Source organism: Diaphorobacter aerolatus (assembly GCF_014489535.1).
GTDB classification, from domain to species: domain Bacteria; phylum Pseudomonadota; class Gammaproteobacteria; order Burkholderiales; family Burkholderiaceae_C; genus Diaphorobacter_A; species Diaphorobacter_A aerolatus.
In genome coordinates this window covers 839,317-865,251 of record NZ_CP060783.1, presented here as the reverse complement: position 1 = coordinate 865,251, position 25,935 = coordinate 839,317, and the positions used below count along the sequence as shown (strand labels likewise).

27 protein-coding genes and 2 pseudogenes are annotated in these 25,935 nt (G+C 62.2%); 16 read left to right on the top strand and 13 right to left on the bottom strand.

Translation table 11 applies throughout. The features are described from left to right. Positions 1-74: 74 nt before the first annotated feature. A complete protein-coding gene (locus tag H9K75_RS03980; protein WP_187725898.1) occupies positions 75-1,841 on the bottom strand; it encodes a DEAD/DEAH box helicase in 1,767 nt (588 codons plus the stop codon). A 421-nt stretch (positions 1,842-2,262) separates the two neighbouring features. Continuing rightward, complete coding sequence (locus H9K75_RS03975) at positions 2,263-2,577, bottom strand: hypothetical protein (protein ID WP_187724851.1); 315 nt, start codon at positions 2,575-2,577, stop codon at positions 2,263-2,265. 24 nt (positions 2,578-2,601) lie between these two features. Here H9K75_RS03975 and H9K75_RS03970 point away from each other — a divergent pair, with 24 nt between their 5' ends. Both H9K75_RS03970 and H9K75_RS03965 read left to right on the top strand, forming a co-directional pair. Then, positions 2,602-2,838, top strand: coding sequence for a hypothetical protein (locus tag H9K75_RS03970; RefSeq protein ID WP_187726189.1), 237 nt, complete (start codon positions 2,602-2,604; stop codon positions 2,836-2,838). A gap of 238 nt (positions 2,839-3,076) precedes the next feature. Continuing rightward, the gene (locus H9K75_RS03965) at positions 3,077-3,340 is read left to right on the top strand and encodes a hypothetical protein (protein WP_187724850.1); all 264 of its coding nucleotides are present in this window, start codon (positions 3,077-3,079) and stop codon (positions 3,338-3,340) included. A gap of 45 nt (positions 3,341-3,385) precedes the next feature. Here the strand turns inward: H9K75_RS03965 and H9K75_RS03960 are convergent, their stop codons facing one another. Beyond that, positions 3,386-3,670 (bottom strand): hypothetical protein, encoded by a 285-nt coding sequence (locus H9K75_RS03960; RefSeq protein ID WP_187724849.1) that lies wholly within the window; start codon positions 3,668-3,670, stop codon positions 3,386-3,388. A gap of 316 nt (positions 3,671-3,986) precedes the next feature. Here H9K75_RS03960 and H9K75_RS03955 point away from each other — a divergent pair, with 316 nt between their 5' ends. The 4 genes from H9K75_RS03955 to chrA are packed head-to-tail and all read left to right on the top strand — an operon-like array spanning position 3,987 to position 5,877. Continuing rightward, positions 3,987-4,301, top strand: coding sequence for a hypothetical protein (locus H9K75_RS03955; RefSeq protein WP_187724848.1), 315 nt, complete (start codon positions 3,987-3,989; stop codon positions 4,299-4,301). Further along, a complete protein-coding gene (locus H9K75_RS03950) occupies positions 4,292-4,564 on the top strand; it encodes a hypothetical protein (protein ID WP_187724847.1) in 273 nt (90 codons plus the stop codon). The genes H9K75_RS03955 and H9K75_RS03950 overlap by 10 nt, the downstream gene beginning before the upstream one ends. Beyond that, positions 4,543-4,677, top strand: a complete 135-nt coding sequence (locus H9K75_RS24605; RefSeq protein WP_264293968.1) for a hypothetical protein — start codon at positions 4,543-4,545, stop codon at positions 4,675-4,677. The genes H9K75_RS03950 and H9K75_RS24605 overlap by 22 nt, the downstream gene beginning before the upstream one ends. Positions 4,678-4,695: 18 nt before the next feature. Next, on the top strand, positions 4,696-5,877 hold the full coding sequence (gene chrA, locus H9K75_RS03945; protein WP_187724846.1) for a chromate efflux transporter: 1,182 nt from the start codon (positions 4,696-4,698) through the stop codon (positions 5,875-5,877). Between the two features lie 20 nt (positions 5,878-5,897). Here the strand turns inward: chrA and H9K75_RS03940 are convergent, their stop codons facing one another. The 4 genes and pseudogenes from H9K75_RS03940 to putA all read right to left on the bottom strand — a co-directional run bounded on the left by H9K75_RS03940 (position 5,898) and on the right by putA (position 11,571). After that, positions 5,898-6,311 (bottom strand): DUF6691 family protein, encoded by a 414-nt coding sequence (locus H9K75_RS03940; RefSeq protein WP_187724845.1) that lies wholly within the window; start codon positions 6,309-6,311, stop codon positions 5,898-5,900. Between the two features lie 27 nt (positions 6,312-6,338). Next, positions 6,339-6,785: a YeeE/YedE family protein gene (locus tag H9K75_RS03935; RefSeq protein WP_187724844.1), complete on the bottom strand. Its 447-nt coding sequence runs from the start codon at positions 6,783-6,785 to the stop codon at positions 6,339-6,341. 113 nt (positions 6,786-6,898) lie between these two features. Next, on the bottom strand, positions 6,899-7,714 hold the full coding sequence (locus H9K75_RS03930) for a TlpA disulfide reductase family protein (protein WP_187724843.1): 816 nt from the start codon (positions 7,712-7,714) through the stop codon (positions 6,899-6,901). Positions 7,715-7,821: 107 nt separating this feature from the next. Continuing rightward, positions 7,822-11,571 (bottom strand): annotated as a pseudogene (putA, locus tag H9K75_RS03925) (trifunctional transcriptional regulator/proline dehydrogenase/L-glutamate gamma-semialdehyde dehydrogenase). A 132-nt stretch (positions 11,572-11,703) separates the two neighbouring features. Between putA and H9K75_RS03920 the strand changes: the two are divergent. The 8 genes and pseudogenes from H9K75_RS03920 to mdeB all read left to right on the top strand — a co-directional run bounded on the left by H9K75_RS03920 (position 11,704) and on the right by mdeB (position 18,539). After that, entirely contained in the window at positions 11,704-12,171 is a 468-nt protein-coding gene (locus H9K75_RS03920) for an Lrp/AsnC ligand binding domain-containing protein (RefSeq protein ID WP_187725897.1), read from the top strand. 91 nt (positions 12,172-12,262) lie between these two features. Next, positions 12,263-12,595 (top strand): hypothetical protein, encoded by a 333-nt coding sequence (locus H9K75_RS03915; RefSeq protein WP_187724842.1) that lies wholly within the window; start codon positions 12,263-12,265, stop codon positions 12,593-12,595. A gap of 227 nt (positions 12,596-12,822) precedes the next feature. Beyond that, complete coding sequence (locus tag H9K75_RS03910; RefSeq protein WP_187724841.1) at positions 12,823-13,185, top strand: hypothetical protein; 363 nt, start codon at positions 12,823-12,825, stop codon at positions 13,183-13,185. Between the two features lie 139 nt (positions 13,186-13,324). Then, entirely contained in the window at positions 13,325-13,777 is a 453-nt protein-coding gene (gene aroQ, locus H9K75_RS03905) for a type II 3-dehydroquinate dehydratase (RefSeq protein ID WP_187724840.1), read from the top strand. Between the two features lie 73 nt (positions 13,778-13,850). After that, the gene (locus H9K75_RS03900; protein ID WP_187724839.1) at positions 13,851-14,666 is read left to right on the top strand and encodes an alpha/beta fold hydrolase; all 816 of its coding nucleotides are present in this window, start codon (positions 13,851-13,853) and stop codon (positions 14,664-14,666) included. A gap of 12 nt (positions 14,667-14,678) precedes the next feature. After that, positions 14,679-15,077 carry an alternative ribosome rescue aminoacyl-tRNA hydrolase ArfB gene (gene arfB, locus H9K75_RS03895; RefSeq protein ID WP_404826405.1) on the top strand — a complete coding sequence of 133 codons (399 nt, stop codon included), beginning with the start codon at positions 14,679-14,681 and terminating at the stop codon, positions 15,075-15,077. 100 nt (positions 15,078-15,177) lie between these two features. Further along, complete coding sequence (locus tag H9K75_RS03890) at positions 15,178-15,846, top strand: alpha/beta hydrolase (RefSeq protein ID WP_187724838.1); 669 nt, start codon at positions 15,178-15,180, stop codon at positions 15,844-15,846. Positions 15,847-15,903: 57 nt separating this feature from the next. Beyond that, a pseudogene (gene mdeB / locus H9K75_RS03885) lies at positions 15,904-18,539 on the top strand (alpha-ketoglutarate dehydrogenase). A 12-nt stretch (positions 18,540-18,551) separates the two neighbouring features. Here mdeB and H9K75_RS03880 read toward each other — a convergent pair. Next, positions 18,552-19,475 carry a LysR family transcriptional regulator gene (locus H9K75_RS03880; RefSeq protein WP_187724837.1) on the bottom strand — a complete coding sequence of 308 codons (924 nt, stop codon included), beginning with the start codon at positions 19,473-19,475 and terminating at the stop codon, positions 18,552-18,554. 116 nt (positions 19,476-19,591) lie between these two features. On the opposite strand from H9K75_RS03880, the gene H9K75_RS03875 reads away from it, so the two are divergent. Then, positions 19,592-20,581 carry a Bug family tripartite tricarboxylate transporter substrate binding protein gene (locus tag H9K75_RS03875; protein ID WP_187724836.1) on the top strand — a complete coding sequence of 330 codons (990 nt, stop codon included), beginning with the start codon at positions 19,592-19,594 and terminating at the stop codon, positions 20,579-20,581. A 100-nt stretch (positions 20,582-20,681) separates the two neighbouring features. Next, positions 20,682-22,307, top strand: coding sequence for a gamma-glutamyltransferase (ggt, locus tag H9K75_RS03870; RefSeq protein ID WP_187724835.1), 1,626 nt, complete (start codon positions 20,682-20,684; stop codon positions 22,305-22,307). Between the two features lie 60 nt (positions 22,308-22,367). On the opposite strand, the gene H9K75_RS03865 is transcribed toward ggt, so the two are convergent. The 5 genes from H9K75_RS03865 to H9K75_RS03845 all read right to left on the bottom strand — a co-directional run bounded on the left by H9K75_RS03865 (position 22,368) and on the right by H9K75_RS03845 (position 25,856). Next, positions 22,368-23,216 (bottom strand): M90 family metallopeptidase, encoded by an 849-nt coding sequence (locus H9K75_RS03865; RefSeq protein ID WP_187724834.1) that lies wholly within the window; start codon positions 23,214-23,216, stop codon positions 22,368-22,370. 5 nt (positions 23,217-23,221) lie between these two features. After that, a complete protein-coding gene (locus H9K75_RS03860; RefSeq protein WP_187724833.1) occupies positions 23,222-24,013 on the bottom strand; it encodes a UDP-2,3-diacylglucosamine diphosphatase in 792 nt (263 codons plus the stop codon). Positions 24,014-24,091: 78 nt separating this feature from the next. Further along, positions 24,092-24,598: a peptidylprolyl isomerase gene (locus H9K75_RS03855; protein WP_187724832.1), complete on the bottom strand. Its 507-nt coding sequence runs from the start codon at positions 24,596-24,598 to the stop codon at positions 24,092-24,094. Positions 24,599-24,658: 60 nt separating this feature from the next. After that, on the bottom strand, positions 24,659-25,243 hold the full coding sequence (locus H9K75_RS03850) for a peptidylprolyl isomerase (RefSeq protein WP_187724831.1): 585 nt from the start codon (positions 25,241-25,243) through the stop codon (positions 24,659-24,661). Between the two features lie 100 nt (positions 25,244-25,343). After that, positions 25,344-25,856 (bottom strand): tetratricopeptide repeat protein, encoded by a 513-nt coding sequence (locus tag H9K75_RS03845; protein WP_226858511.1) that lies wholly within the window; start codon positions 25,854-25,856, stop codon positions 25,344-25,346. Positions 25,857-25,935: the final 79 nt, after the last annotated feature.

Below are 25,935 nucleotides of genomic sequence, written 5' to 3'. Positions count from 1 at the left end.
CTACCGCTATCAGCCTTTTTCCGACAAAGTAGCAAGTCCAAATGCACATTCCTGGGATTCAAATACTGTCCGTCCTATTCAGGTGCTGCGTCTAGAGCGCTCGCAAAGGCCCCTGTACCCGCGACCGTAAGCACCAGCTTCTGGGTCGCCCGTGTAGCCGCCACATAGAACAGCTTGGCCTCGTCCGCTGGCTCTTCGCCTTCGCGAGGCATTTGACCGACTCCGGCAATCGCTACCACCGGAAACTCCAGTCCCTTGCTCGCGTGCATAGTCATGACTTTGATGGTGTCTGCCAACGGATCGAAGTCCCCTGACCGATGCCGCACACGATAAGGCAGTTTGCGGTGGGCAAGCGCTACTGCACATTGATTCATGGATTCGTGATCTCGGCAGAGTATGGCCATATCGCCCCATGCGTGGCCCTCCTGATGCGCAGCGGCAAGAAGCTCTGCAATCTTGGCTGGCTCGTCTTTGTACGTGGGCAGGCGCACGATCAGTGGCTCCTGTCCATCGCGACCGCAACTGATTGGCTGCACCAGTGGGACGCCATCATCGTCTTGTGCATCGGGCTGCAAGAACTCTGCTGCAACACGGTTGGCGATCTGCAGGATCTGCTTGGTATTGCGGTAGTTGATCTTGAGAATGGTGGTGCGACCTGAGGCTTGGATACCCACGCTCCTGAAACTGAACCCACGGGCCTTGCTTTTGCCGTAGATGCTCTGTGCGCTGTCGTACAAGATCAGTAAACTGTTGGTCTCGGGGTCAACCATCTGGGTGACGAGCTTGAGCCATTCGGGTTGAAAATCGTGTCCCTCATCCACCAAGACCGCTTGATACTGCCCGGATGGAATTTGTTGTCGATCTACCCCGCGGATCACGAACTCCACCATCTGATCGAACATGCCAGCGCCCTGAGTGGGCAGTGTTTGGCCATAGGCCACCAATTGCTGGCGGCACCACTTGTGGAAGTTGCGAGCGTGGACGCGGTCGGCAAGCCCCTTGGCGGTGAACCAAGCATTCATCTTTACAGCCAACGGTTCGTTGTAGCAAAGCACGAGGATGGGCTTGGCCGAAGATGACTTGGCAAGATGCTCGGCGCGATAGCCTAAAATCATGGTCTTGCCGGAGCCTGCAACCCCGTGGATAACACGATGTCCATCTCCCAAGCTACGTGCGAGTTGCTCTTGCTGCAGATCCATGACCCTCATGATGTCCGGCAGATCGTCCGCGTCATCAGGTAGCAGACTGCCTTGCACCGGAACGCGTACCTGCGGGAACATGATCCACCGCACCCGCTCCAGTTGTGGCACGGAGATGGCCTTGCCAAATGCGTGAGGAAACATGTTCCACAATCGCTGTTGAAAGGCTTCTGCATCGACGGATTCCAACATCTCGTCCTTGCAGATGACGAGATGTTCATCAACAGCGCGATTCAGTTCGGAGTCTTCGAATTGCTTGCGCGTGATGTTGGTGAATACAACACCGCTACCCCATGGAAATGACAGCTTTCCTTGATGCGGCCCTTCGCTCTGTATCAGTTGCGAATCTCGCTCAAGCGCGTTGACGACCTGGATGGCGCAGTGCCGGGCCTGTGCGGCTGGATTAATAACGACTTTGGGCCTGCCTTCAACCGTGAGTGTCCACGCTTGTTTGGTCGCCTCCTGAACCGTATCCAACCGCCAGTCCTTGGTTTCAAGAATCAGGATGCCACGGCGTGGGTGGATCACGACAAAATCAGGGTGCGTTTGTTTGGGACCGATGGGGACGTCGTACCAAAGCATGTAGTCGTCATCGAGTTTTTGCTCCAGCCGCTCGGCCAAACGACGCTCACCTGCCGTCATCCGACCAACGCAGGCTCCCATTGCAGGAATCAATACCGCCACGTTGTTCTCCTCCTTAGTGTGGCTGAGGATACCCCAAGCAGGTGCTTCCGCTCGGTGATCGGCGCGTATTCCGGTTCCCACATCCAACCTGCACTACATCACGTTCACTCAGACCGAGTAGACATGACCGGTGGCAGCCAGCTCTGCGAACTGACATTCTCGAACCGTTTTCAGGTGTGCGGGAAAGTAAGCTGGGACCGTGAGCGAATGCCGGAGACCAGCCTTAGCCAGACCTTCAAATAAAAATTTTTCGGCAATATATCCTTGACGTGATGCGAGACAAGTTCGTTTTGAACTGACGGAGCATCAACCTCTTTCATCCATCTCAGCGCCCTCGGCTCCATGCCCAGGGCGCTTTTTTACGTCTGGAGTATTCATGTCAATCCAATGTTCCCGCTGCCAGTCCGTCAATGTGCGCAGCAAGGGCGTAGCCAAACAGATCGTTCAGCGCGTAGGAGGCGCAGCAGGCACGGCGACCGGTGTGGCCGGTGCGGTGCAACGCGCATCCACCGGTGCCTCCGTGGGCATGGTCGCAGGCCCGGTAGGCAGTGCACTGGGTACTTTGTTGGGCACACTCATCGGAGGTGTTGTAGGCGGCACCGTGGGTCACGAAGTTGGTGGACGTATCGGTGAACAAATCGACCACACCTACCTGGGCAACTTCGTGTGCCAGGACTGCGGCCACGTCTTTCATATCTGATCTTCCAGGAGTTTTCTCATGTCCCATCTGATCGATACCATGGCCTACACAGGCCAAACCCCTTGGCACCAACTGGGCCACGCATTGCTCAAAAAGCAATCCATCGATGTTATGCAGTGGAAAATTCAAGAAATATCAGTGCGCTACATGGCAACGGTCGATGCAGATGCCATGTCTGGAAAAGCCTTGGATCTACAAAGCAATGGTGCTCTACCCCGGTGTCACCCGTGCAGACTTGTCTGGAGTCCGCAATAAAGTAAAGAAAGTGTGATCTGGGCATCCCGACTATCCCATTTGCAATCCCATACCCACCCAGTAAACTTTGCACGCGATTCGCTTTGTTTTTGGGAGACGATCACATGACTCTGAGATGGAAACTGCTGGGCGCGTTGCTGACGGTCACGTTGGCTTCATCGGGGTTCGCCATGACGAAGTCCGAATACAAGTCTGAAAAATATCGGATTGCCAACGAGTACAAGGCCGCGATACGGCATTGCAAGACGTTGGTGGGAACGCCAGGGACGTCTGCAAGCAGCAGGCCAAGGGGCGGGTGTCGGTGGCCAAGGCGCAGTTGGGTGCGCGGATCGAGCCGAGTGCCAAGCAGAATTACAAGGTGGACATCGCCAAGGCCAAGGCGGCGAATTCGGTGGCTCGTGAGCGGTGTGATGATCTGGTGGGCGAGGCCCGGTCGGTGTGCAATCAGCGCGCCAAGTCCAACTACGAGCGAGCACGGGATCGCGCGGCTGCGACGCGGTAGAAGCGGGGTACCGGTCTACCGGGAAAGCGCCACGACGGGTGGGAATCAGCGGCGCGGGGTCTGGCTGAAGTCGGGGACGCCTGTCGGGGTGACGGTCTTGTCCACGGCTGGGCAGTCGTCGGAGTTCGGTGTGAAGACCATGCGTGCGTCGGTCGAGAATCGCTGCTTGATGGCTTCGGAGATTGGCTGGCGCAGGTCGACGGGGCTTTGCGTGCTCTGGAAAATCAGCACGTCTTTCTTGTCGTAGACCGAATAGCAGTGCGCAAACGCCGCTGCCGGGGTGGCGCTGGCTGCTGCTGCCAGCAGTGCGGCGCTCAAAAATCTGACCATGTGGGGTGACCCTCGTGTGTGTGTGATGGCGTGCGTGCCGCCTGAGCGCTGCACCGGACGCGATGAGGTCGATTCTAAAAGCTGCGCGACAAACTGTTGCACGCTCGTGCGCAAGTCGCCAAATCTGCTCGTTTTTAGCGCGGCTGCGTGGCATGGTCACTACGGATTCGCTTGGCCCGGCTTCCCGACTTGGGGATCAGGGGTTGCGGACTCTTCTATGATTCGACGTAGTGGGGCGCTGCCGGATGGATGGCGGCTCCCGTTTTTTGTCCGCGCCGCATGGGCGAGTGGACGAATGGAAAAACAGGAGCAAGGTATGAAGCCAAGGTTGGCAGCGGCGCTGGGCGCGTTGGGTATTTTTGGCGCAATGGCGCTCACCGGTTGTGCGAGCGGCAACAGCGAAAGCAAGAGCGGCGGTGGCAAGGGCATTGCGGCGCAGGTGAAGGAAAGCACTTCGGAATCGGGAGACAAGCTGGTGAGCATTCAGCCTTACCGCGCGGCCTGCGGTCAGGGGCAGACCAACCTGCAGAATTCCTTTCAGTGCCCGGTGATCGGTGCGGACTGGACGAGCGCGCGCTCGGGTGTTGCCCGCATGACGATTGGCGTGCCCGACCTCAGGGCTTGGAGGTGACCGGCGCCGACTTCCATCTGGGCGCGAGTGAGGTCGTTCGTGTGCGCAACAAGTCCTCTGTGCAGCCGCCCGCCGGAAGCTATCCCGCCACGGCGTTCGACGTGCCGCTCACGTTCGTCGAAAAGCTGGCCTACGGTCCGCGAAGCTGGGTGCGTGTGTACACCGGCGAGCAGCGCTACATCGACGCCACGGTCAACAGTGGTGACGACATCGCGCAGGCGGTCGAGGGCTGGCGTATTTCATGCGCTCCGTTGATCAGGTGAGCGGCAGGCCGCCGAGCGAGGCGGCTCGCGGTGGGGGTCTGCTGGATCGTCTCGGCCTGGGTGGCGACGGCGATTCTCGCGGCAAGGGCGTGGAAGGCATGCATCCGCGCTGACATTTTCGGAATGGATCCATGCTCGAGGTCTTTCTTGCGTTTCTCAAGCTGGGGCTGACCTCGTTTGGCGGCCCGGTCGCGCATCTGGGCTACTTTCGCAGCGAATTCGTCGAGCGTCGTCAGTGGCTCGACGACCGCAGCTATACCGATCTCGTGGCGCTGTGCCAGTTTCTGCCGGGACCTGCGAGCAGCCAGGTGGGTATGGCGCTCGGCATGAAACGCGCGGGGTGGCCGGGTGCGCTGGCCGCCTGGGTGGGGTTTACGCTGCCGTCGGCTGCGTTGCTGATTTTGTTTGCCTTTGGCGTGACGCGTTGGGCGGCGTTCGCGCAGTCCGGCGCGGTGCACGGGCTCAAGGTGGTCGCCGTGGCGGTGGTGGCGCAGGCCGTCATGGGCATGGGCCGATCGCTGTGCCCGGATCGGCTGCGCGCTGCGGTGGCGATTGCGGCAGCCGCGCTGGTTTTGTGGGTGCCGAGCGCGTTCACCCAGATCATTGCGATGGCGCTGGGAGCGTTGATCGGGCGGCTCGCTCTGCGACTGCCGACCGGTGCCGTGCCGGTGGCGGAACACGAGGGCATCGGCAACAAACGCACGGGTGCCGCACTGCTCGCGATCTTCGTCGTGCTGTTGTTCGCACTGCCTGCGCTGGCGGCGGCCTGGCAGTCGCCGATGTGGCTGCTCGCAGCGGAGTTCTACCGCGCGGGCTCGCTGGTGTTTGGCGGCGGGCATGTCGTCCTGCCCTTGCTGCAATCGGCGGTGGTGCCGCCGGGGTTGGTTTCCAACGACGTGTTTCTCGCGGGCTACGGTGCGGCACAGGCGGTGCCGGGGCCGCTGTTCACGTTTGCGGCCTATCTGGGAGCGGTGCTGCCGCAGCCGATGCTGGCATGGGGCGGATGGGGCAGTGCGCTTGGGTTGCTGGGGGCCATCTTTTTGCCCGCGTTTTTGCTGGTGATCGGTGCCTTGCCGTTCTGGCAGAGCCTGCGCCAAAGGCCTGGCGTGCAGCAGGCCATGGCGGGCGTGAATGCCGCCGTTGTCGGCGTGTTGCTCGCCGCGATGTATGACCCGGTATGGACCAGCGCGATCCATTCACGCGCCGATTTTGCGTTGGCGCTGCTGGCGTTCGGGCTGTTGGTGTTTGCGCGCTGGTCGCCGGTCTGGGTGGTGCTGCTCGCGGCTTTGGCGGGATGGTCAGGCGTCGTGTAGTCGACGCGCCCTCGCCATTTTTACTTGCGTGCCCAGGTTTGCTGCAACAGCATGCCGACGAGCATCGAGACCGCGAAGATGATCACTTCCTTGTGCATCGTGAGCAGGTTCATCACGGCCGGCCCGGGACAAAAACCAGCGATTCCCCAGCCGATGCCGAACATCGCCGCGCCCAGCAGCAGGCGCTTGTCGATTGCGGTTGCGGTCGGCAGTTGCATGGGCTCGCCGAGCACGGCGGTCTTGCGGCGCTTGGCCCAGGTAAAGGGAATGATGCCAACGGCGATGGCGCCCACCATCACGAGCGCCAGAGACGGATCCCAGGTGCCGAAGAAATCCAGAAAATTCAGCACCTTGCCAGGGTTGCCCATGCCGGAGAGAAGCAGTCCGAGTCCGAATATCAACCCGGCGATGAGTGCGGCGAAAATTGAGGTCATGTGAGTCGTGCCTTGTCGGGTTGCCGGTCAATGGAGCACATGGCGCATCACGTACACCGTCAGCGCGCCAAAGACGATGAAGGTGAGCGTTGCCACAAGCGAGCGGCGCGACAGGCGCGAGATTCCGCACACCCCGTGACCGCTGGTGCAGCCCGATCCGAGTCGCGTGCCAAAGCCCACCAGCAGGCCCGCCAGCACGATCAGGCGTGGATTGTTCGGCAGTTCGATGGCGGGCAGCGGTGCGAACAGTTGCCACACGAGCGGCGAGACAAGCAGTCCGGCCACGAAGGCAAGCCGCCACCCCCAGCCGTAGTAGTGCGCCCAGGCGTCGCGTTGCATCAGCGTGCCGACGATGCCGCTGATGCCGGCAATGCGGCCAATCAGCACGATGAGCATCGCACTGGCAACGCCGATCAGAACGCCGCCCGCAAGCGCTGACCCCGGATGAAAAGAGTCCCAGAGAATCGTGGTCATGCATGCGCTCCTTTCGCGCAGAAAAGCCCGTGAATGTGCTGCATCAGATCGAGCGCTCTGCATCGGTGAGCCGATGCCGGATGAACGTGTCTTTGCGCCGAGGCACGCCGAGTTTATCTGGGTGCGTCGATCTGTTCGAGATGCTGGGCGAGTGTTGCCTTCGACAGTTCACCCGAACGCACCGCAACCTGCCTGCCCTGGGCGTTGAAAAACAGTGTGGTGGGTAGGGCGCGCTGCTGCACCATGCGGCTCAATGCCTCTTGCGGGTCCAGCACGATGCTGCTCTCGGCCATGCCGATCTGCTGCACGTAGCGCAACACCGCATCGGGCTTCTCGCCCTGATTCACGTAGACAAAGCGCACGCCGGGATGCGCCTTCTGCGCGTCCATCAGCACGGGCATTTCGCGGCGACAGGGCGGGCACCAGGTCGCCCAGAGATTGATGACGACCGGCTGACCTTTGAGATCGGGAAGCGACAGTGACTGCGCGTCGAGTGCGACACCCGTGAACTGCGGAAGCGTGGTGTTCTGGGGCGCGAGCAGCGACAGCGCGGTTGAGCCGCCCAGCCAGATCGCCGTGAACAGCGCCGCGCCCGCCGTCACGGCCCTGGCGCTCGCGCTATGCCAGACCCAGAGCGCCAGAACATAGACGCCGATTGCGGCGAGGCCGGCCATTGGCTCCCAGCCACCATCGCGTATGTCGACGATGCTCCATTGGCTGCTTGCATAGGCCGACGCGTATTGCGCGACGAATGCCAGGCGCGCGGCCAGCAGACCGGCCAGCGCGATCAGCCAGATGTGGCGCTCGATCCTGATTCCGCGCTTGCGCGCCAGATGCTCGGCGAGCCAGGTGCCGGCCAGCCAGCCGGTCAGTAGAACGATGAGAACCCACGCAAGCGTGAATGGCCCGATCTGCAGTGTTTGCCCCATGTGGTGACGCCCGAGTGGGCCGCGCGTGATGCCTATGAACCGGCGAGCATATCGCTCCTGGAGCATGCACCCCATTCCCTTGGGGGAATGGATGCAGCACGGGTGTGTCAGGCGAGCGTCATCAGGCTGGCATTGCCGCCTGCGGCTGCGGTGTTGACGCTGAGCGCGCGTTCCAGCACCAGGCGCTCCAGCGGCACGCGATCATCGCTGCCCACGTGCGTCACGCCGATGATGGCACCCTCACGCTGCGCGATCTGCTCGCACAGTTGTTGAAGCGACTGCGCGCTTCCGGAATGCAGCGCGGCGTCGAAATGCGCGGTGCCGCTGGTCCAGTCGTTTGCGAGCACGATGCGTTGCTGTACGGCAGGGGCAGTTGCGAATGCAGTGCCTGCGCGGCGCCGGGCCAGAGCGCCCGCGCGCCAACCGCCAGCACGGCGCTCAGTTGCACGAGCAGCGCGTCGTCGTCCTGCGCAACGCAGAGCACCTGTTCGCGTGGCAGCACGCGGTACTCGTTGCGCTCGCCCGTGGGGCCGGGCAGGGTGCACAGCACGCCAGCGCAGGCCGACTGCGCATGCGCGGCGCATGCATCCACAAGGCGCGAATGCTGACGCTGGCGCGCCCAGTCGGCCAATGCCTCAAGCGGGGTCTGCAGCGCGAGCTGCAGACTCGCGTCGGGTGTCTTCACTGCGGTGCGCGCAAGCGCGTTGCGTGCCGCGTTGGGCGCGTGGCGCGCCATCAGCCGCAGCATATACAGCGGCCCACCCGCCTTGGGTCCGGTGCCCGACAGGCCCTCACCGCCGAAGGGTTGCACGCCGACGACCGCGCCGACGATGTTGCGGTTCACATACACGTTGCCCGCATGCGCGCGCTCGACCACCTTGCTGACGGTTTCGTCGATGCGTGTGTGCAGGCCCTGCGTAAGACCGTAGCCCGTGCCGTTGATCTCGTCGAGCAGCTGATCGAGCTGTTCGCGCTCGAAACTCACGAGATGCAGGACCGGCCCGAACACTTCGCGGCCCAGATCGCCGATGCGGTCCAGCGTGATCAAGGTGGGCTTCACGAAGCTGCCATTGGCGAGTTCGCCTGCATTCACCTCGGACTGATAGACGGCGTGGCCCTTGCCGCGCATGCGCTCGATGTGGGCCTCGATGGTGGCGCGCGCGTCCTCATCGATCACTGGGCCCATGTCCACGCACAGGCGCGTGGTGTCTCCCACATGCAGTTCCTGCATCGCACCGCGCAGCATGGTGCCGACGCGCTCGGCTACGTCCGACTGCACGCACAGCACTCGCAGCGCAGAGCAGCGCTGACCTGCGCTGTCGAACGCGGAGGAAACGACGTCCACCACCACCTGCTCGACCAGCGCCGAAGAATCGACGATCAACGCGTTCTGTCCGCCGGTTTCGGCAATCAGTGGAATCGGCTGACCATGCGCATCAAAACGTGTGGCGAGATTGCGCTGAAGAATGCGCGCGACCTCGGTGGATCCGGTGAACATCACCCCCATCACACGCGCGTCGCCGACGAGCTGCGCGCCCACGGTCTCGCCCCGGCCGGGCAACAGTTGCACCACGGGTTCGGGCACGCCCGCGCGATGCAGCAGACGCACGGCATACGCAGCGATCAGCGGTGTCTGCTCTGCTGGTTTGGCCAGCACAGTGTTGCCCGCGGCGAGCGCGGCGGAGACCTGTCCCATGAAGATGGCGAGCGGGAAATTCCACGGGCTGATGCAGGTAACCGGGCCGAGCGGCGCATGGCTGTCCTGTTCGTCATCGGCCAGCAATTCGGCCTGCGCGGCGTAGTAGCGCAGAAAATCCACCGCCTCGCGCACCTCGGCCACGGCGTTGGCGGCGGTCTTGCCCGCCTCGCGCATGGTGAGGGCGACGAGGGCCAGCAGATCGGCTTCGAGCAGCTCGGCAGCGGTACGCAGCAGTGCGGCGCGCTCGGTAGCCGAGGTGGCGGCCCAGGCGGGTTGAGCCGCCTGCGCGGCCTGCAGCGCGGTATCGACGTCGGCGGGAGTCGCTTCAAGCACCTGCCCCACGATTTCGCTGCGGTCGGCAGGGTTGGTCACGTTGCTGACTTCGCCCTGATGATCGGATTGACCCGAGGAAGCGCTGGCGTGAAACGGTTGCAGGCGGCTTGCCTGCAACGCGCGCTCGATGTCTTCAAGCACGAACTCGCTCGACAGATCGATGCCAGCGGAATTGCGTCGTTCGGCACCATAGAGTGCGGGCGGCAGCGGGATGCGGGGATGCGGCAAAGCGGCCGTGCCCTCGGCGCGGGTGTCCGCATCGACCGTGGCGACGGGGTTTTCGATCAGTGATTCGAGCGGCAACTGGTTGTCGGCGACCCGGTTCACGAACGAGGTGTTCGCGCCGTTTTCGAGCAGTCGGCGAACGAGATAGGCCAGCAGCGTCTCGTGCGTGCCGACCGGGGCGTAGATGCGGCACGGGCGTCCGAGCTTGCCCTTGGCTACATCGCCGACGACCTGTTCGTACAGCGGCTCGCCCATGCCATGCAGGCACTGGAACTCGTATTGCCCCGGCGCATAAGTGGCAGGATCGGCCAGCGTATAGAGGGTGGCCAGCGTCTGCGCGTTGTGCGTGGCGAATTGGGGATAGACGGCATCGGGCGCGGCCAGCAGTTTGCGGGCGCAGGCGATGTAGGAAACGTCGGTGTGCGACTTGCGCGTGTAGACCGGATAGTCGCTCAGGCCATCGACCTGTGCGCGCTTGATCTCGCTGTCCCAGTAGGCGCCCTTGACGAGGCGCACCATCAGGCGATGCCCGGTGCGGCGCGCAAGATCGATCACGAAATCGATGACGAACGGGCACCGCTTCTGGTAGGCCTGAATCACAAAGCCTATGCCCTTGAAGCCCTGGAGCGCGGGCTCGTGGCACAGGCGCTCCAGCAGGTCGAGCGAGAGTTCGAGCCGGTCGGCCTCCTCGGCGTCGATGTTCAGGCCGATGTCATGCTCGCGCGCGAGGAGGGCGAGCTGGAGCACGCGCGGATACAACTCGTTCATCACGCGCTGGTGCTGCGCGCGGCTGTAGCGCGGGTGCAGTGCGCTGAGCTTGATCGAGATGCCCGGGCCTTCGTACACGCCGCGCCCGTTCGAGGCCAAGCCAATGGCGTTGATCGCATCGACGTAGGACTGCATGTAGCGTTCGGCGTCATGGGCCGTGAGCGCGGCCTCGCCGAGCATGTCGTAGGAGTAGCGAAAGCCCTCCTGTTCGAGTGGCGCCGCGTGCCTGAGCGCTTCGGCAATCGTCTCGCCGGTCACGAACTGCTCACCCATCATGCGCATCGCCATGTCCACGCCCTTGCGGATCAGGGCTCGCCACCGCGTGCGGTGATGCGGCGCAGCGCGCTCGTCAGACCGCCTTCGCTGTGCGTGCTGACCAGCTTTCCCGTGATCAGCAATCCCCAGGTGGCAGCGTTCACAAAGAGCGAGGGCTTTTGCCGAGGTGACGATCCCAGTCGCCGTTGCGAATCTTGTCGCGAATCAACGCGTCGCGCGTGGCGGCATCGGGAATGCGAAGCAGCGCCTCGGCCAGACACATCAGCGCGACGCCTTCCTGCGACGACAGGGCAAATTCCTGCAGCAGGCCCTGCACGATGCCCGCGCGTCCCTGATCGGCCTTGCGTTCGCGCAGCGTGCGCGCCAGTTGAAGGGCAAGATCGTGCACCGCGGCCTCTTGGTCGGCAGGCACGCGGGCCAGTTCCAGCAAACCGCCGAGCGCCTCGGGCTCGGGCAGCCGGTAGGCGGCGGTGATGGCTTGGCGCAACGGGCCGTCCTGCGGAACGCGCGGGGCGAAGGACTGTTGGCCCGATGCCGATGAAATCGGGGCGGTCATGGGCAGGATGGTGGTGTTCATGATCGGTTGCGAGGATTCTGGTGATGGGGTGATCATCCTTGTTTTTTTACTGAATTAATATTCAAAATACCGGCAGTCATGATGAATAATTAGTTTCAAAACAGGTATTTAATAGTGGAAATAGACAAGATCGATAGAAAAATACTGCACATCCTTCAGCGCGATGGGCGTATTGCCAATCTCAAGCTGGCCGAGGAGGTGACGCTGTCGCCGACGGCGGTGCTGGCGCGTGTGCAGCGGTTGACGCGGGACGGCTACATCCTCGGTTATGAGGCGCGACTCAACCCGCTGTTGCTGGGCGCGGGCATGCTGGTGTTCGTCGAGGTATTGCTTGACCGCACGACGCCGCATGTGTTCGAGGAATTCAATTCCGCCGTGCAGACGCGCGCCGAAATCATGGAATGCCACATGGTGGCCGGTGGATTCGACTACCTGATCAAGACCCGGCAGGCCGACATGGAGGCGTATCGCAAGTTCGCGGGCGATGTTCTGTGGCAGCTCCCGGGCGTCCGCGAGACACGCACGTATGCGGTCATGGAGGAAGTGAAGAACTCCACGCACCTGCATGTTCTCGGATGAGCGGAGTCCAACGGTTGATATGCGCTATGGAAATTGTCCTGTGATTGGTAATAATGCGAGGACAAAGCCAATTTTGGAAGGGGAGAGCGATATGAGCAAATCTTCGACGTCGCGCCGCGCAGGAATGCTGGCCACAGGCGCACTGTGTGCGCTGCTGGCATCGCAGGCGCAGGCGGCATGCTATGAACTTTATAGTTCCAAAAACGATCTGGTCTACCGTTCCGTGCGCTCGCCGGTGGATCTGTCGCTGCCGTTGCACCAGACGGTGCCCAAGCTCGTTCCGGGCGCAAGGCTGGTATTCACGCCCATCAGTCAGGGCTGCGAGATCGAGTTCAACAAGCTGCAGCCGCAGGCCGTGGTCGAGATTGAGGGCGACGGTTTTCGCACCGTAAGTCCGCGGGAGCCGCGTCGCAGGGTCCGATAGCTCGCGCCAAGCCGATTGCGTGCGGTGTTTTGTAAGCAAGTGCCGTTGCATTGAAATCGGATACACCGCGTCGATAAGACTCTTGCAACTTTCAGACACAAGAAATGTCAAAGATCATGACATCCTGAACCGCATGTCGTGCGTTATGGAGTCATAACCCGAATGCCCACATCGATGAGAGTCCGGCAATCACGCTTCGCCTCATCATTGTTTCCAAGGAGAATTTCATGATCCAACGTCGCTCATTTCATGCATTGGTCGCCAGTGCTGGCGTCGCTCTGGCAATGTTGACTGCTTCCGGAGCGGCCCAGGCGCATGGTGGCGTGTCCTGGTCCGTCGGCATCGGTGGCCCCGGTGTCTCGGTAGGTGTGGCGTCACCCTACTACTACTCGCCGCCACCCGCCTATTACGCCCCGCAGCCCGTATACGTTCCGCCGCCACCTCCGGTGTATTACCGTCCTGCGCGACCGGTTTATTACGCCCCGCCGGTTGTGGTGGCACCTCCTGCCGTGTACTACGGAGGCGGCTACCGTGGCGGCTATCGTCACGACTATCACCACCACCATCGTGGTGGACGCAACTGGCGTTGAGCCGTTGTGGCGGCAGCACTCCATTCGAGCGGCCCTTCGGGGCCGTTTTGCATGGATGACCCCCGCATAATGCGGGGTGAACAACACGGCAGTGCGGCTGCACCGTGTTCGTTCACCTAACCGCGAACACCACGACACCATGAACCAAAGCGTTTTTGTCCTCAACGGCCCCAATCTCAATCTGCTCGGCACTCGCGAGCCGACGGTCTACGGATCGCAGACGCTTGCCGACGTGGAGAAAATCTGCGCCGACGCCTGCCAGCGCCACGGTCTGGAACTCGTTTTTCGCCAGAGCAATCACGAGGGCGAACTGATCGACTGGATTCACGAAGCCGGCCGCCTGCTTGCCGAAGGCAGGCTGCGCGGCCTGGTGTTCAACGCCGCCGCTTACACGCACACCAGCGTGGCGTTGCTGGACGCGGTCAAGGGCACGGGCGTTCCGATGATCGAACTCCACATCAGCAACGTGCACGCGCGCGAGTCGTTTCGCCACCACTCGTATCTCAGCGCCGCCGCAAAGGCCGTGATGTGCGGCTTCGGCGTCGCCGGATACGGAATCGCGATCGACGCCATGGCGCAGTGGAAATCATGAGCGTGCAGCCGGAGCAGGCGCTCGCGGAGCTGGCGCCCCACCGCAAGCCGCGCGGCTCGAAGCCGCTGCCACGGTGCACCGCACGGCCTGCGGCGACGGCGATGTCGTCTGGCACGTATGGGGCGAGTGCGCGCCCGGAGATTTGCCGCTGGTGCTGTTTCACGGCGGCAGCGGAAGCTGGATGCACTGGATTCGCAACATCGACGATCTGGTCGCGGCGGGTCGGCAGGTCTGGGCCGTCGATCTTCCGGGCTTTGGGGATTCCGCCGTGTCGCCTGTGGGCAGCGGTGATGCCGACGGCATCATCGAGCCCCTGTATGCAAGCATGCGCGAACTGTTTGGCGCGAGCCCGGTGGATCTCGTCGGATTCTCGTTCGGCGGCATGACGGCCGGCATGTTGCTTGCGGCGCACCCCGAACTGGCGCGACAACTCGTGCTGGTCGGCGCACCGGCCATGGGCGTGGTGCCCAAGCGGCAATTCGAACTCAAGGCCTGGCGCCATCTGCCGCCAGCCGAGCAACTCGCCGCACACCGCTTCAATCTGGGCGCGCTGATGCTCTCCGATCCCGCGCTGATCGAGGGCGAGGCGTTGCAGGTGCATGTCGCCAACGTCGTGCGTGACCGCATGCAGCGCCGCCGCCTTGCACACACCGACATTCTCGCGCGCTCACTGCCGCAGGTGCATTGCCCCGTGCACGCCATCTACGGCGCGCTTGACTCGCTGTACAAGGAGTGGATCACGGTGCTGGAGCAGGCCTACGTCCGGACCGCGCCGGATTTTCGTGGGTTCGCGCTCGTGCCCGATTGCGGACACTGGGTGCAATTCGAGCGCCCGCAAGCCTTCAAGCAGGCGTTGCTTGCAGCGCTGAAAAACGGCGAAAAGCCGTGAAGGATCAGGGCCGTGGTGCAGATTGACGAGCGCGAAGTGGAGTTCAAGGCCATACGCGCGCAGGGTGCGGGCGGGCAGAACGTCAACAAGGTCTCAAGCGCCGTGCATTTGCGTTTCGATGTGCCGGCCTCGTCGCTGCCCGACGACCTGAAGTTGCGACTGCTCGCGCTGAGCGATCAGCGACTCACGCAGGACGGTGTCATCGTCATCAAGGCCCAGCAATATCGCACGCAGGAGGCCAACCGGCTCGATGCGCTGCGGCGGCTCCAGGAATTGGTGGACGGCGCTGCGGTGGTGCGCCGCTCCCGCCGCGCCACCAAGCCGACATGGGGTTCGCAGCAGCGGCGCTTGCAGACGAAATCGCAGCGCTCGGGCGTCAAGGCACAGCGGGGCAGGGTGCGGGACGAATAGCACGACGCCAAACGTTGGATTGAACTTTGCGCGACGGCGCACAATCAAGAGATCAGGGCCGTGATTTTTCTCACGCCATTATTTTTGGATTGATCGTTTCATGCTCGATATCCCCTTGAATTCCCTGCATCGCCCCGCCGCCGTCAGCGACGATCAGGCATGGCTTCTGGTGCTCATGCACGGCGTGGGCAGCAACGAACAGGACCTGTTCGGCCTCGCGCCCTATGTTCCCGAACACTTTCACGTGCTGAGTCTGCGCGCTCCTTACCGCATGGGGCCGAATGCGAACGCGTGGTTTGAATTTTCGGTGAATGGCGATGGTTCGCGCACCATCAACGCGCCGCAGGAATCCGCAAGCCGCGCGTTGCTGTTGCAGACCATTGAAACGGCGGCGCGCCAACTTCGCGTGCCCGCATCGCGCGTGATCGTCGGCGGCTTCAGCCAGGGCGGCATCATGGGATTGTCCGTGCTGCTCACGCGCCCGCAAATGGTCGCGGGTGGGATGGCACTGCACAGTCGCTTGCTGCCCGAGGTCGTCAACCAGATCGCGCCTGCTTCCGAGTTTGAGGGCAAGGCGCTGTGGGTGAGCCAGGGTTTGCAGGACAACGTGATTCCGCCTGACAACGGCAGATTCATCTGCGAGCAGGTGCAGAATCTTCCCTTGAAGCTGACCTATCGCGAATTCGAAGGAGCGCACGAACTGCGCCCGGCGGAGCTGCAGGCCGTGGTGGCGTGGCTCGCGCAACTGAATTCCGTGTCGGCTTCCTGAATCGCAATCCCCTCGCGCTTGGCACTCGATTTCGCCAATTTTTCATGGAGTTCAGGTATGAATGCCGCCTTGCCCCCACACAGCCTGACCCCGGAGCCGCCAGCCATGGACGCGCATCCCGAAGAGACAGCCGAATGGCGCGAAGCCTTTCTCGCGCTGGTGGCCACCGAAGGGCCGGAACGCGCGCGTTTCATGCTCGACGAAATGGCGCGCATCGCACGTGCACAGCGCATCGGTTGGCAGCCCGATCTGAACACGCCTTATGTGAACACGGTGGGTGTGGAGTCGCAGCCGGTGTTTCCGGGCGATCTCGCGGTCGAGGAGAAACTGGCCTCGATCATGCGCTGGAACGCGCTTGCGATGGTGGTTCGCGCCAACACGGCCTATGGCGAACTCGGCGGGCACATCGCGAGTTATGCCAGTGCTGCGGATCTGTTCGAGATCGGCTTCAACCATTTCTTTCACGCGCGTGACGAGAGTTCGGATCATCGCGGCGACCTGGTGTTTTTCCAGCCGCACAGCGCGCCCGGTGTCTACGCGCGGGCGTATCTCGAAGGACGCTTGAGCGAGGCCGATCTACAGCACTACCGGCAGGAAATCGTCGCGCCGGGCGAGGACGCGCGCGGGCTCTCCAGTTATCCGCATCCCTGGCTCATGCCGGATTTCTGGCAGTTCCCCACGGGCTCGATGGGCATTGGCCCGATCAGCAGCATTTACCACGCGCGGTTCATGCGCTATCTCACCCACCGCAAACTGCTCGATTGCGCGGGGCGCAAGGTCTGGGGCGTGTTCGGTGATGGCGAGATGGACGAGCCCGAGAGCATGAGCGCGCTGACGCTGGCCGCGCGCGAAGGCCTCGACAATCTGGTGTGGGTGGTCAACTGCAATCTTCAGCGCCTCGACGGCCCGGTGCGCGGCAACGGCCGCGTGATCGACGAGCTTGAGCGCCTCTTTTCCGGGGCGGGCTGGAACGTGATCAAGCTGCTGTGGGGCAGCGACTGGGACGGCCTGTTCGCGCGCGATCTGACAGGTGCGTTGACACGCGCGCTCGGCAGCACCGTTGACGGGCAGATGCAGACCTTCGCGGCCAAGGACGGGCGATACAACCGCGACCACTTCTTCGGGCAGAGCCCGGAACTGATCGCGCTGGCGCAGGGCATGACGGACGAACAGATTGATCGCTTGAAGCGTGGCGGTCATGATCTCGTGAAAATTTACGCAGCCTATGCGGCAGCGGCCCGGGCCAGCGGCAAACCCACGGTGATTCTTGCGCACACCAAGAAGGGTTACGGCATGGGTTCGGCGGGCAGGGGAAGATGACCACGCACAGCCAGAAAAAACTGGATGAAACGGATCTAATCGAATTCCGCAACCGCTTCAATCTGCCGCTTACCGACATCCAGGCAACGCAACTCGATTTCTTCAAACCGGCCGAGGACAGCGTCGAGATGAAGTATCTGCGCGAAAAACGCGCTCAACTCGGTGGCTATCTGCCGCGTCGCCAGACTGCGTGCGATGTGGTTGCGGTTCCGCCGCTGGAGCAGTTTGCACAGTTCGCGCTCAGGGCCGATGGCAAGGAAATGAGCACGACGATGGCCTTTGTGCGCATGCTCGGCGCCTTGCTCAAGGATGCGCAGTTGGGCAAGCGCATCGTGCCGATCGTGGCCGATGAGGCACGCACCTTCGGCATGGCCAATCTGTTCAAGCAGGTGGGAATCTATTCCAGCGTCGGCCAGCAATATGCGCCCGAAGACATCGGGTCGGTGCTGAGTTATCGCGAGGCGCTGGACGGCCAGATTCTCGAGGAAGGCATCAGCGAGGCAGGCGCCATCGCGAGCTGGACGGCCGCTGCAACGAGCTACAGCGTGCATGGGCTGGCGATGCTGCCGTTCTACATCTACTACTCGATGTTCGGCTTCCAGCGCGTGGGCGATGCCATCTGGGCCGCCGCCGATCAACGTGCGCGTGGCTTTCTGCTCGGCGCCACGTCTGGCCGCACCACGCTTGGCGGAGAGGGCCTGCAGCATCAGGACGGCAGCAGCCATCTCGTGGCCGCCACCATTCCCAATTGCAAGGCCTACGATCCCGCATATGCGGGCGAACTCGCGGTGATCCTCGACGCGGGCATGCGTGAGATGCTGGTCGAGCAAAAGGATGTTTTCTACTACATAACGCTGATGAACGAAAACTACGCCCAACCCGATTTACCGCAAGGCGTAGCGGATGGCGTGCTGCGCGGCGGCTATGTGCTGGAGCGTGTGGGCAATGGGTCGGCCGCGCAGAACCGGCGCGTGACGCTATTGGGCTCCGGTGCCATCTTCACCGAAGTGCGCAAGGCCGCCGCCGCGCTGGCAAGCGAGGGATGGCAGGTGGATGTCGTCAGCATCACCAGTTGGAGCGAGTTGGCGCGCGATGGACAGGCCGTGGAGCAGCGCCTGCTCAAGCGCGAGCCGACGGGAGAATTACCCTGGATTGCGCAACTGCTTTCGCAGACCAGCGGCCCGGTGATTGCGGCGACCGACTATGTGCGTGCGGTTCCCGAATCCGTGCGCGCCTACGCACCTGCGGGCCGCAACTATCTCACGCTCGGCACAGACGGTTTTGGGCGCAGCGACACGCGTGCCGCACTTCGCGCGTACTTTGGCGTTGATGCGGCAAGCATCGTTCATGCCGCGAAAGCATTGTCGAGGTAGGCCAGGGAGGGCCTACGACCGCGTGAGTTGTTCGACGAACAGCCGCACGGCTTCGGAATGGTTGTCCCGATTCCAGACCACGCCCACCGGGCCGAAGCGGATCTGTATGTCTAGCGGCAGTATCTTCATGCTGCCAAGCGCCGATTGATACCGTGCCATCGCTTCGGAGCACACGCCGACGTAGTCGCCCGTGTGCATCAGCGCCTGCAAGGTCGTGATGGCAGCAGTTTCCACCTTGGGTTGCAACCATGAGATGCCCTGGTCGAGCAACGCGGCGTCGAGCTGTGTGCGCGTCAGCGTGCCCTTGGGCGGCATGATCCAGTTGTCATGCTGCAAATCCACGAGGCGCACGGGCGTGCCGTCGTTGTCCCAGTGACGGCTGGCCTTGCCGACCACCAGGCAGACGTTGTCTTCAAACAATTCGCGATGCTCCAATTGGTCGCCGTACGCCCTGGCATCGAGCGATCCGACGACCACGTCGAGTTCCTTGTTTGCGAGTCCCTGAAGCAGGTTCGTGAATGGGCTTTCGGACATGTAGACCGAAATATGCGGATAACGCATCTGAAACTCCGCGAGTGCCTGCGGCAGCACACGCGCCACGCCTGCCCACACGCTGCCGATCTGCAGGCGTGCCGTGAGGCCCTTCGCGACGGCACCCAGTTCCTTGTGCGTGCGCGAGATATCGCCAAGAACGCTGATCGCGAGGCGTTTGACCAGCACGCCCGCGGGAGTGAGCTGCACACGCCGGCCGCGCGTGACAAGCTGCATGCCCACCAGTTCCTCCAGATCGGCGAGCCAGTGCGACATAGCGGATTGCGTCATGTGCATGCGCGCGGCGGCCCCGGTCAGCGTTCCAGCCTCGTCGAGCACGAGAAAGGATTCGAGGTGCTTGACCTTGAGCCTGCGCGCCCACGCCATGTCATCAATCTTAATCATGAGTAAATACTAATACATCCATCTCATCAATTCACTGGTGCAACTTGGTGCGCGTGCGAATAATCAACGCTTCAACAGCCGATGGCTGTACGAGACCATTCCTTTGGATCACCAGTATGAAAAAATATTTCTACATCGCCAGGGTCATGGCGTCCGCTTTGACTCTCGGTGTGATCGCGCAGGCTCCGGCGTTCGCTCAGGATTCCGCATACCCCGCTCGTCCGATCCGGCTGATCGTCTCGCAACAGGCGGGCGGTAGCTCCGACACCATTGCGCGTCTCTGGGCCGAGCACGCGGGCAAGGCGATCAACGGCAGCATCGTTGTGGAAAACAAGCCCGGCGCGGGCGGAATCATCGCCGCGCAGCAGGCGCTAAGCCAGCCCGCCGACGGCTACACGTTGATGTTCGGCGGCGTGTCGCAGATGGTACTCAACCGCTTCACCTACAAACCGCTGCCCTATGACCCCGAGAAGGACTTCACCGGCGTCGGCATGCTGACCACCGTGCCGTTCGTGCTGGTGGCCAATCCCGATACGGGTTTCAAGTCGTTAGGCGATCTCGTCAACTATGCGAAGACTCATCCCGACAAGCTGAATTTCGCATCGGCGGGCCTTGGAAACTCCACCCAACTGGCCGTCGAACTGCTGCAGAAGAAACTTGGCATTTCCATGGTCCACGTGCCGTTCAAGGGTGAACCTGATGGCGTGATGGCGACCATCGGCGGGCAGACACAGGTGATGGCTCCGGTGGTTGGCACGGCGCTTGCGCACATCAAGGCGAAGAAGGTGATTCCTCTCGTCGTGCTGGCACCCAGGCGCTTGGCGGAATTGCCAGACGTGCCAGTTGCGAATGAGCTGGGCGTGAAAGACTTTGATTACATGGGCTGGAGCGGCATTGTCGCGAAGACGGGCACGCCAGCGACCATCGTCAACAAGCTGAATGAGGCAACCCGGGCGTTTCACAACAGCCCCGAAGTACAGGAAAAGCTCAAGGCCATGGTCGTGATTCCGATGGCCGGGCCCGCAAGTCAGGTGATGGAGGTGACCAAGCGCGATACGGCAGCATGGGGGCCCACTTTGGATTCGCTGAATCTGAGCAACAAGTGATCTGCCGGTTGCCTGGCTTCGGCGTTCGCGCGCTCTTCGGGAATCGCTGAGCTGGCACGGACCGGTTACGCAGGTAGCAACACTTGAACGGAGAGGCCGTATGAAAAAACAAGCAATGGTGTCCTGCGCTCAGCCCGAAGCGGCGGAGTCCGGAATTGAAATCCTGAAGGCGGGCGGCAATGCCGTGGACGCTGCCGTAGCGTGCGCAGTGGCGCAGACCGTGGTCGATCCGCTGATGTGCGGCATTGCGGGCTTTGGAACGGCGGCGGTGTATATGCCAGGCAAGTCCACGCACGAGTATTTTGATTTCCATTCGCCCGCGCCGCTGGCCGCGCGTGAAGACATGTGGGAGGCGCTACTCGAAGGCGAGACCAAGGACGGCTTTGGCTTCATTCTCAAGGGTGCGGTGAATGACATCGGCCCGCAGTCGATTGCGGTGCCTGCAACGCTCAAGGGCCTGTTCGAGATGCACGGCGCACACGGCAGACTGCCGTGGGGCGTGGTGCTCGAGCCCGCGATCCGCTGGGCGAGCGAAGGCTGCATCGTGCGGCCCGGGATGTATTCGTTCTGGATCGACAAACCGCTCGCCGGACGCACGAGCAATCTGGCGCGGCTGCAGTATTGCGAAGAAGCGCGCAGGCTGTATTGCGACGAGGATGGTTCGCCCAAGCGCATCGGCACCAGGCTCGTCAATCAGGATATGGCGAACGTGCTGTCGCAGGTCGCGAGCGAAGGCATTGCGCCGTTCTACGAAGGTGAGCTGGCGCGCGGGATGATCGATCATCTGCAGTCGCTTGGTGGTCTGTTGTCGATGGAAGATCTTCGGCAGTATTCCGTCAAGCGCGTGCAGCCGCTTTCCGGGCAGTATCGCGATCGCACGATCACGACGAACCAGCCGCCGGGCGGCGGAGCGATGCTGCTGGAGATGCTGAACATTCTCGAGCAGTTCGATCTCGGAGCCATGGAGCACGGCAGCGTCGAGTACCTCAAGCTCGTGAGCGAGGCAATGAAGAAGGCCACGTCGGACAAGGATCGCTACATCGGCGATCCGGAGTTTGTCGATGTGCCGCTGGACACGCTGCTGTCCAAGGAGCGAGCAGCCGGGATCGCCGCCGAGATTCGCGCAGGCAGGCGTTTCGAGGTCGTGCGCGTGAACCCGGGTGCGCCGGTGCCCAGGGACACGACGCACCTGAGCGTGGTCGACGGCGATGGCAACTGCGTGTCGCTCACGCATTCATTGGCGATGCCCTCGGGCATCATCACGCCGGGCATGGGTTTTTATTACAACGGCTGCATGGGTGTTTTCGATCCGCGCCCGGGGCGCGCGGGCAGCATCCAGCCGGGCAAGAGCCGCTTTTCATCCGCATGTCCGACCATTGTTTTCGACCGCCACGGCAAGCCGGAAATCGTGCTCGGCGCACCCGGCGGCACGCAGATCGCCATGGGCGTGCTGCATGTGCTGCTCAACATGATCGATCAAGGCATGGGCATGCAGGAGGCAGTCTCCGCACCGCGTTTTTCGTCAACCAGCAACTCGATCGACGTATGCAACCGCGTGCCACATTTCATCACGCGAGAATTGCAGTCCCAAGGCTACGAGGTTGGTCGTAATCCCTACAACTACACCATCGGCTGGGTGCATGGCGTGCAGATCACCGACAGCGGCTTGAAGGGCGGGGCCGACCCGGGACGCGATGGCGTGGCATACGGCGTGATGCTCGATTGATGTCGGTTTGAACTCAGGGCCGTCCACCCAACGCACGGGGATCGCGTTGGGTGGACAGCCCTAATGGAGCGGATCGCCCACGGGCTTGAAGAATGCGTCCAGCAGCGGCGCCAGCGTGGGAAATTCCTGGGCGAAGCGCACGGGTTCGACGAAATAGGCTTCACAGACCACGGCGAAGAACTCTTCGGGGGCGGTGGCTCCGTAGCCGTTGAGCCAGGGCCGCTCGCCGCCAAAGCGCTGGGCGATGACGACCTTCTCGCGAAAGTCTTCATAGGCGCGTGTCCACGTATCGCCCCAGAGCTTGCGGCCTTCGGCGGCGGTGACCGTGCCTGCGAATCCGAGGCGCAGCGGCGGGCGACCATTGACCGCGCCGTCCTTCATGTCGATCTTGTGGATGAACTCGTGGATCACCACGCTCGTGGCGTCTTCCGGGTCCTGTCCGGCGCTCGCGACTGCGGGCCAGGCGAGCATTACCGGGCCACGTTCCATGGCCTCGCCGAGCAACACCTGGCTGTACTGGTGGGTGACGCCTGCCGCGTCGGTGCTTCGCCGCGTTGCCACGGCTTCGGCGGGATGAACGACGATGCCCACGAAATCGTCGTACCAGGACAGTGCCCGGGCCGCATCGCCCCAGTGCAAAAGCGGCAGACAGGCCTGGGCGGCGATGGCGACGGCCATGGCGTCGGTGACCTCCATGCCGTGCGCGCCGGTGAATTCCTTTTGCTGAAGAAACAGCGCGCTGATCGCGCGCAACTTGGATTGCTCGGCCATGGACAATGCGGCGAGAAACGGATATTGCGCAGTGGTCTGCAACCACAGTTCCGCCGGAATTTGCGGAACGGGTGCGAGTCTGGAGCGCAGGCCGTTGCTGGCGCGGCGCAGGAATCGGGTGAGGGCGGTGGGCGACATTCGCCCTACATGGGGACGAGGCGCACGCGTTCCAAGCCCTTGTCCGAAAGTCTCAGCACTTCGGCGCGCGGTTTGTCGGCGGTGAGGTCCCAATCGGACAATACGACGCGCCGCGCCTGCGTGCCGTCGCCCGTCAGCACATGATCTGCTGGCCGGTGCGTGTGGCCGTGGATCAGCGTCTGGCTTCGCGCAGCGCCCAGCCATTGCAACGCGGCCTTGGTATCCACGTCGCCATAGAAGGCCTCGGGAGAATGCTTGCGCGCCTCGCTTTGGGCGCGGGCGCTGCGGCCTTGCGCGCGACGTGCGGCCAGTGGCAGCGTCAGCAACTGCGCCTGCCACTGTGGATCGCGCGCCATGGCGCGAAACTTCTGATACTCGACGTCGTCAAGGCACAGCGCATCGCCATGACTCAGCAGCCAGCGTTCACCCGCAAACACCAGTACCGCAGGGTCGGCGAGCAATTGCACGCCCGTGGATTTCTCGAAATGCGAGCCGACGAGAAAGTCGCGATTGCCGTGCATGAAAAACAGGGGCTGGCGCTGCGCTGCATCCGCGATCAGCGCGCAGCATTCAGCCTCGAAACTGCCCGCCTCGTCGAGGCTGTCATCACCGACCCAGACCTCGAAAAGATCGCCCAGCATGAAGATCGCATCGGCCCTGGAAGCCTGCAAATACCGCGCAAAAGCCGCAACGGTTTCGGGCTCTTCGCGCTGCAAATGCAGATCGGAGACGAACTCCACTGAACGCCACTCCCCCGGCGCAATGATTTCCTGAAACGAGGGAGCGGCCAAGGTCATAAAAAATAGAAAAGGCCATCTTGGCACCTCAAAAAGAAGCGCCAATCGAAGCCGCCAGGCTTCGTGAACCGAGCAAATTTAAAGAACGACAGCTTTTTCGATGACCAGGTCTTCCTTGGGCACGTCGTCATGAAAACCCTTGCGACCGGTCTGAACGCCCTTGAGCGCATCGATCACTTCCGTTCCCTTGACCACCTTGCCAAACACCGCGTAGCCCCAGCCCTGGGCGGTAGGCGCGGTGTGGTTCAGGAAGCCGTTGTCCACCACGTTCACGAAGAACTGCGCCGTGGCCGAGTGCGGATCGCTGGTGCGGGCCATGGCCAGTGTGTACTTGTCGTTCTTCAGGCCGTTGTTGGCTTCGTTTTCAATCGGCTTTTCGGTCGTTTTCTGCTGCATGCCAGGCGTGAATCCGCCGCCTTGCACCATGAAGTTCTTGATCACGCGGTGAAAGATCGTGCCGTCGTAGAAGCCGCTCTTCACGTAGTTCAGGAAATTCTCGGTGGACTTCGGTGCCTTCTCGGCATCCAGCTCGATGGTGATGGTGCCGTGACCGGCGATGGTCATTTCAACTTGAGGATTGCTCATGGTGGTGACTGCTTTCGAAATGGGACTCGATTGGAATGGACGAAGAACAAGAGCCGGAGCTTACTTCACCAGCGTGGCCGATTCGATCACCACGGGTGTCGTGGGCACATTCTGGTGGCCGCCCTTGTTGCCGGTGGCAACGGCCTTGATCTTGTCGACAACTTCGGTGCCGCTCACGACCTTGCCGAACACCGTGTAGCCAAAGCCATCGGGGTTGGGTGCATTGAGGTTGTCATTGTTCTTCACGTTGATAAAGAACTGCGAGGTGGCCGAATTCGGATTGCCGGTGCGAGCCATTGCAACCGTGTATCTGTCGTTCTTGAGGCCGTTATTGGCTTCGAGCGGGATCGGTGCCTTGGTGGCCTTTTGCTGCATGTCGGCTGTGAAGCCACCGCCCTGGATCATGAAGTCGTTCATCACGCGGTGAAACACCGTGCCGTCGTAGTGCTTGTCCTTCACGTAGGAGAGAAAGTTCTCAACGGTCTTGGGTGCCTTGGCCGGATCGAGCTGAACGACGATCTCACCCATCGACGTGGCGAATTTGACCTTGGGCGCTGCATCCTGCGCGAGGGCCGGCGCGCTGCCGATCAGGGCGGCTGCCGCGAAGGTTGCAATGTTCAGCAGGGATTTGCGACGGGAAAACATGGATTCAACTCCTTTTTTTCTTCAACGAAAACGATGTTGCAAAGTGAAAGGGATGGCGCGAACGGGCCGACGGGGGCGCAGTCCGCGACGCGATGAGCTGCTATTTTCGGCCGGTGGTCGCGGGCACTGCCGCGTTGGTGTTTGCGCTGCTGGCATCGCCGCCAAAAATCTCGCGCAGCAGCTTGAGCTTGGGCGCGACGGATGCGGTCATGCGGCCATCGAGGCGCTGGGCCTTGTCATACGACTCGGCTGCCAGGCGCGCGTAGATATCACCGAGATTTTCGTATGCGACGGCGTAATTCGGATTGCCGCGCACCGCCATTTCGAGCGCGCGGCGGGCCTTCTCGAGTTCGTTTTTCTTGGCGTGCAGCACGGCCAGATTGTTGTACGGCTCGGGCAGTTCGGGGTAGAGCTGCGTGAGTTGCGTGAAGGTTTCGATAGCCTCGTCGGTCCGGCCGAGATCACTCTGCGCCACGCCGCGCAGGAACAGCAGTTGCGGATCGCGTGGAGCGGCATCGATGCGCTTGTCCACGGCGACCAATGCCTGGTCGGGTTTTTTCTGCTTGAGCAGGGTGTTGATGCTGGAATAGTCCTCTGCATGCGCCCAGGACACGCCGAGGGCGCTGGCGAGAACAGCAAGACGCAGAAGGGATCGAACGGTGGGACGTGATGAATTCATGCGATGAGGAAAG

Coding starts and splice junctions, on each gene's coding strand:
- H9K75_RS03980 (WP_187725898.1), bottom strand. CDS start 1,841: ATGACGGCAGGTGAGCGTCGTTTGGCCGAGCGGCTGGAGCAAAAACTC.
- H9K75_RS03975 (WP_187724851.1), bottom strand. CDS start 2,577: ATGAAAGACGTGGCCGCAGTCCTGGCACACGAAGTTGCCCAGGTAGGT.
- H9K75_RS03970 (WP_187726189.1), top strand. CDS start 2,602: ATGTCCCATCTGATCGATACCATGGCCTACACAGGCCAAACCCCTTGG.
- H9K75_RS03960 (WP_187724849.1), bottom strand. CDS start 3,670: ATGGTCAGATTTTTGAGCGCCGCACTGCTGGCAGCAGCAGCCAGCGCC.
- H9K75_RS03955 (WP_187724848.1), top strand. CDS start 3,987: ATGAAGCCAAGGTTGGCAGCGGCGCTGGGCGCGTTGGGTATTTTTGGC.
- H9K75_RS24605 (WP_264293968.1), top strand. CDS start 4,543: ATGCGCTCCGTTGATCAGGTGAGCGGCAGGCCGCCGAGCGAGGCGGCT.
- chrA (WP_187724846.1), top strand. CDS start 4,696: ATGCTCGAGGTCTTTCTTGCGTTTCTCAAGCTGGGGCTGACCTCGTTT.
- H9K75_RS03940 (WP_187724845.1), bottom strand. CDS start 6,311: ATGACCTCAATTTTCGCCGCACTCATCGCCGGGTTGATATTCGGACTC.
- H9K75_RS03935 (WP_187724844.1), bottom strand. CDS start 6,785: ATGACCACGATTCTCTGGGACTCTTTTCATCCGGGGTCAGCGCTTGCG.
- H9K75_RS03930 (WP_187724843.1), bottom strand. CDS start 7,714: ATGGGGCAAACACTGCAGATCGGGCCATTCACGCTTGCGTGGGTTCTC.
- H9K75_RS03915 (WP_187724842.1), top strand. CDS start 12,263: ATGAGCAAATCTTCGACGTCGCGCCGCGCAGGAATGCTGGCCACAGGC.
- H9K75_RS03910 (WP_187724841.1), top strand. CDS start 12,823: ATGATCCAACGTCGCTCATTTCATGCATTGGTCGCCAGTGCTGGCGTC.
- aroQ (WP_187724840.1), top strand. CDS start 13,325: ATGAACCAAAGCGTTTTTGTCCTCAACGGCCCCAATCTCAATCTGCTC.
- H9K75_RS03890 (WP_187724838.1), top strand. CDS start 15,178: ATGCTCGATATCCCCTTGAATTCCCTGCATCGCCCCGCCGCCGTCAGC.
- H9K75_RS03880 (WP_187724837.1), bottom strand. CDS start 19,475: ATGATTAAGATTGATGACATGGCGTGGGCGCGCAGGCTCAAGGTCAAG.
- H9K75_RS03875 (WP_187724836.1), top strand. CDS start 19,592: ATGAAAAAATATTTCTACATCGCCAGGGTCATGGCGTCCGCTTTGACT.
- ggt (WP_187724835.1), top strand. CDS start 20,682: ATGAAAAAACAAGCAATGGTGTCCTGCGCTCAGCCCGAAGCGGCGGAG.
- H9K75_RS03865 (WP_187724834.1), bottom strand. CDS start 23,216: ATGTCGCCCACCGCCCTCACCCGATTCCTGCGCCGCGCCAGCAACGGC.
- H9K75_RS03860 (WP_187724833.1), bottom strand. CDS start 24,013: ATGACCTTGGCCGCTCCCTCGTTTCAGGAAATCATTGCGCCGGGGGAG.
- H9K75_RS03855 (WP_187724832.1), bottom strand. CDS start 24,598: ATGAGCAATCCTCAAGTTGAAATGACCATCGCCGGTCACGGCACCATC.
- H9K75_RS03850 (WP_187724831.1), bottom strand. CDS start 25,243: ATGTTTTCCCGTCGCAAATCCCTGCTGAACATTGCAACCTTCGCGGCA.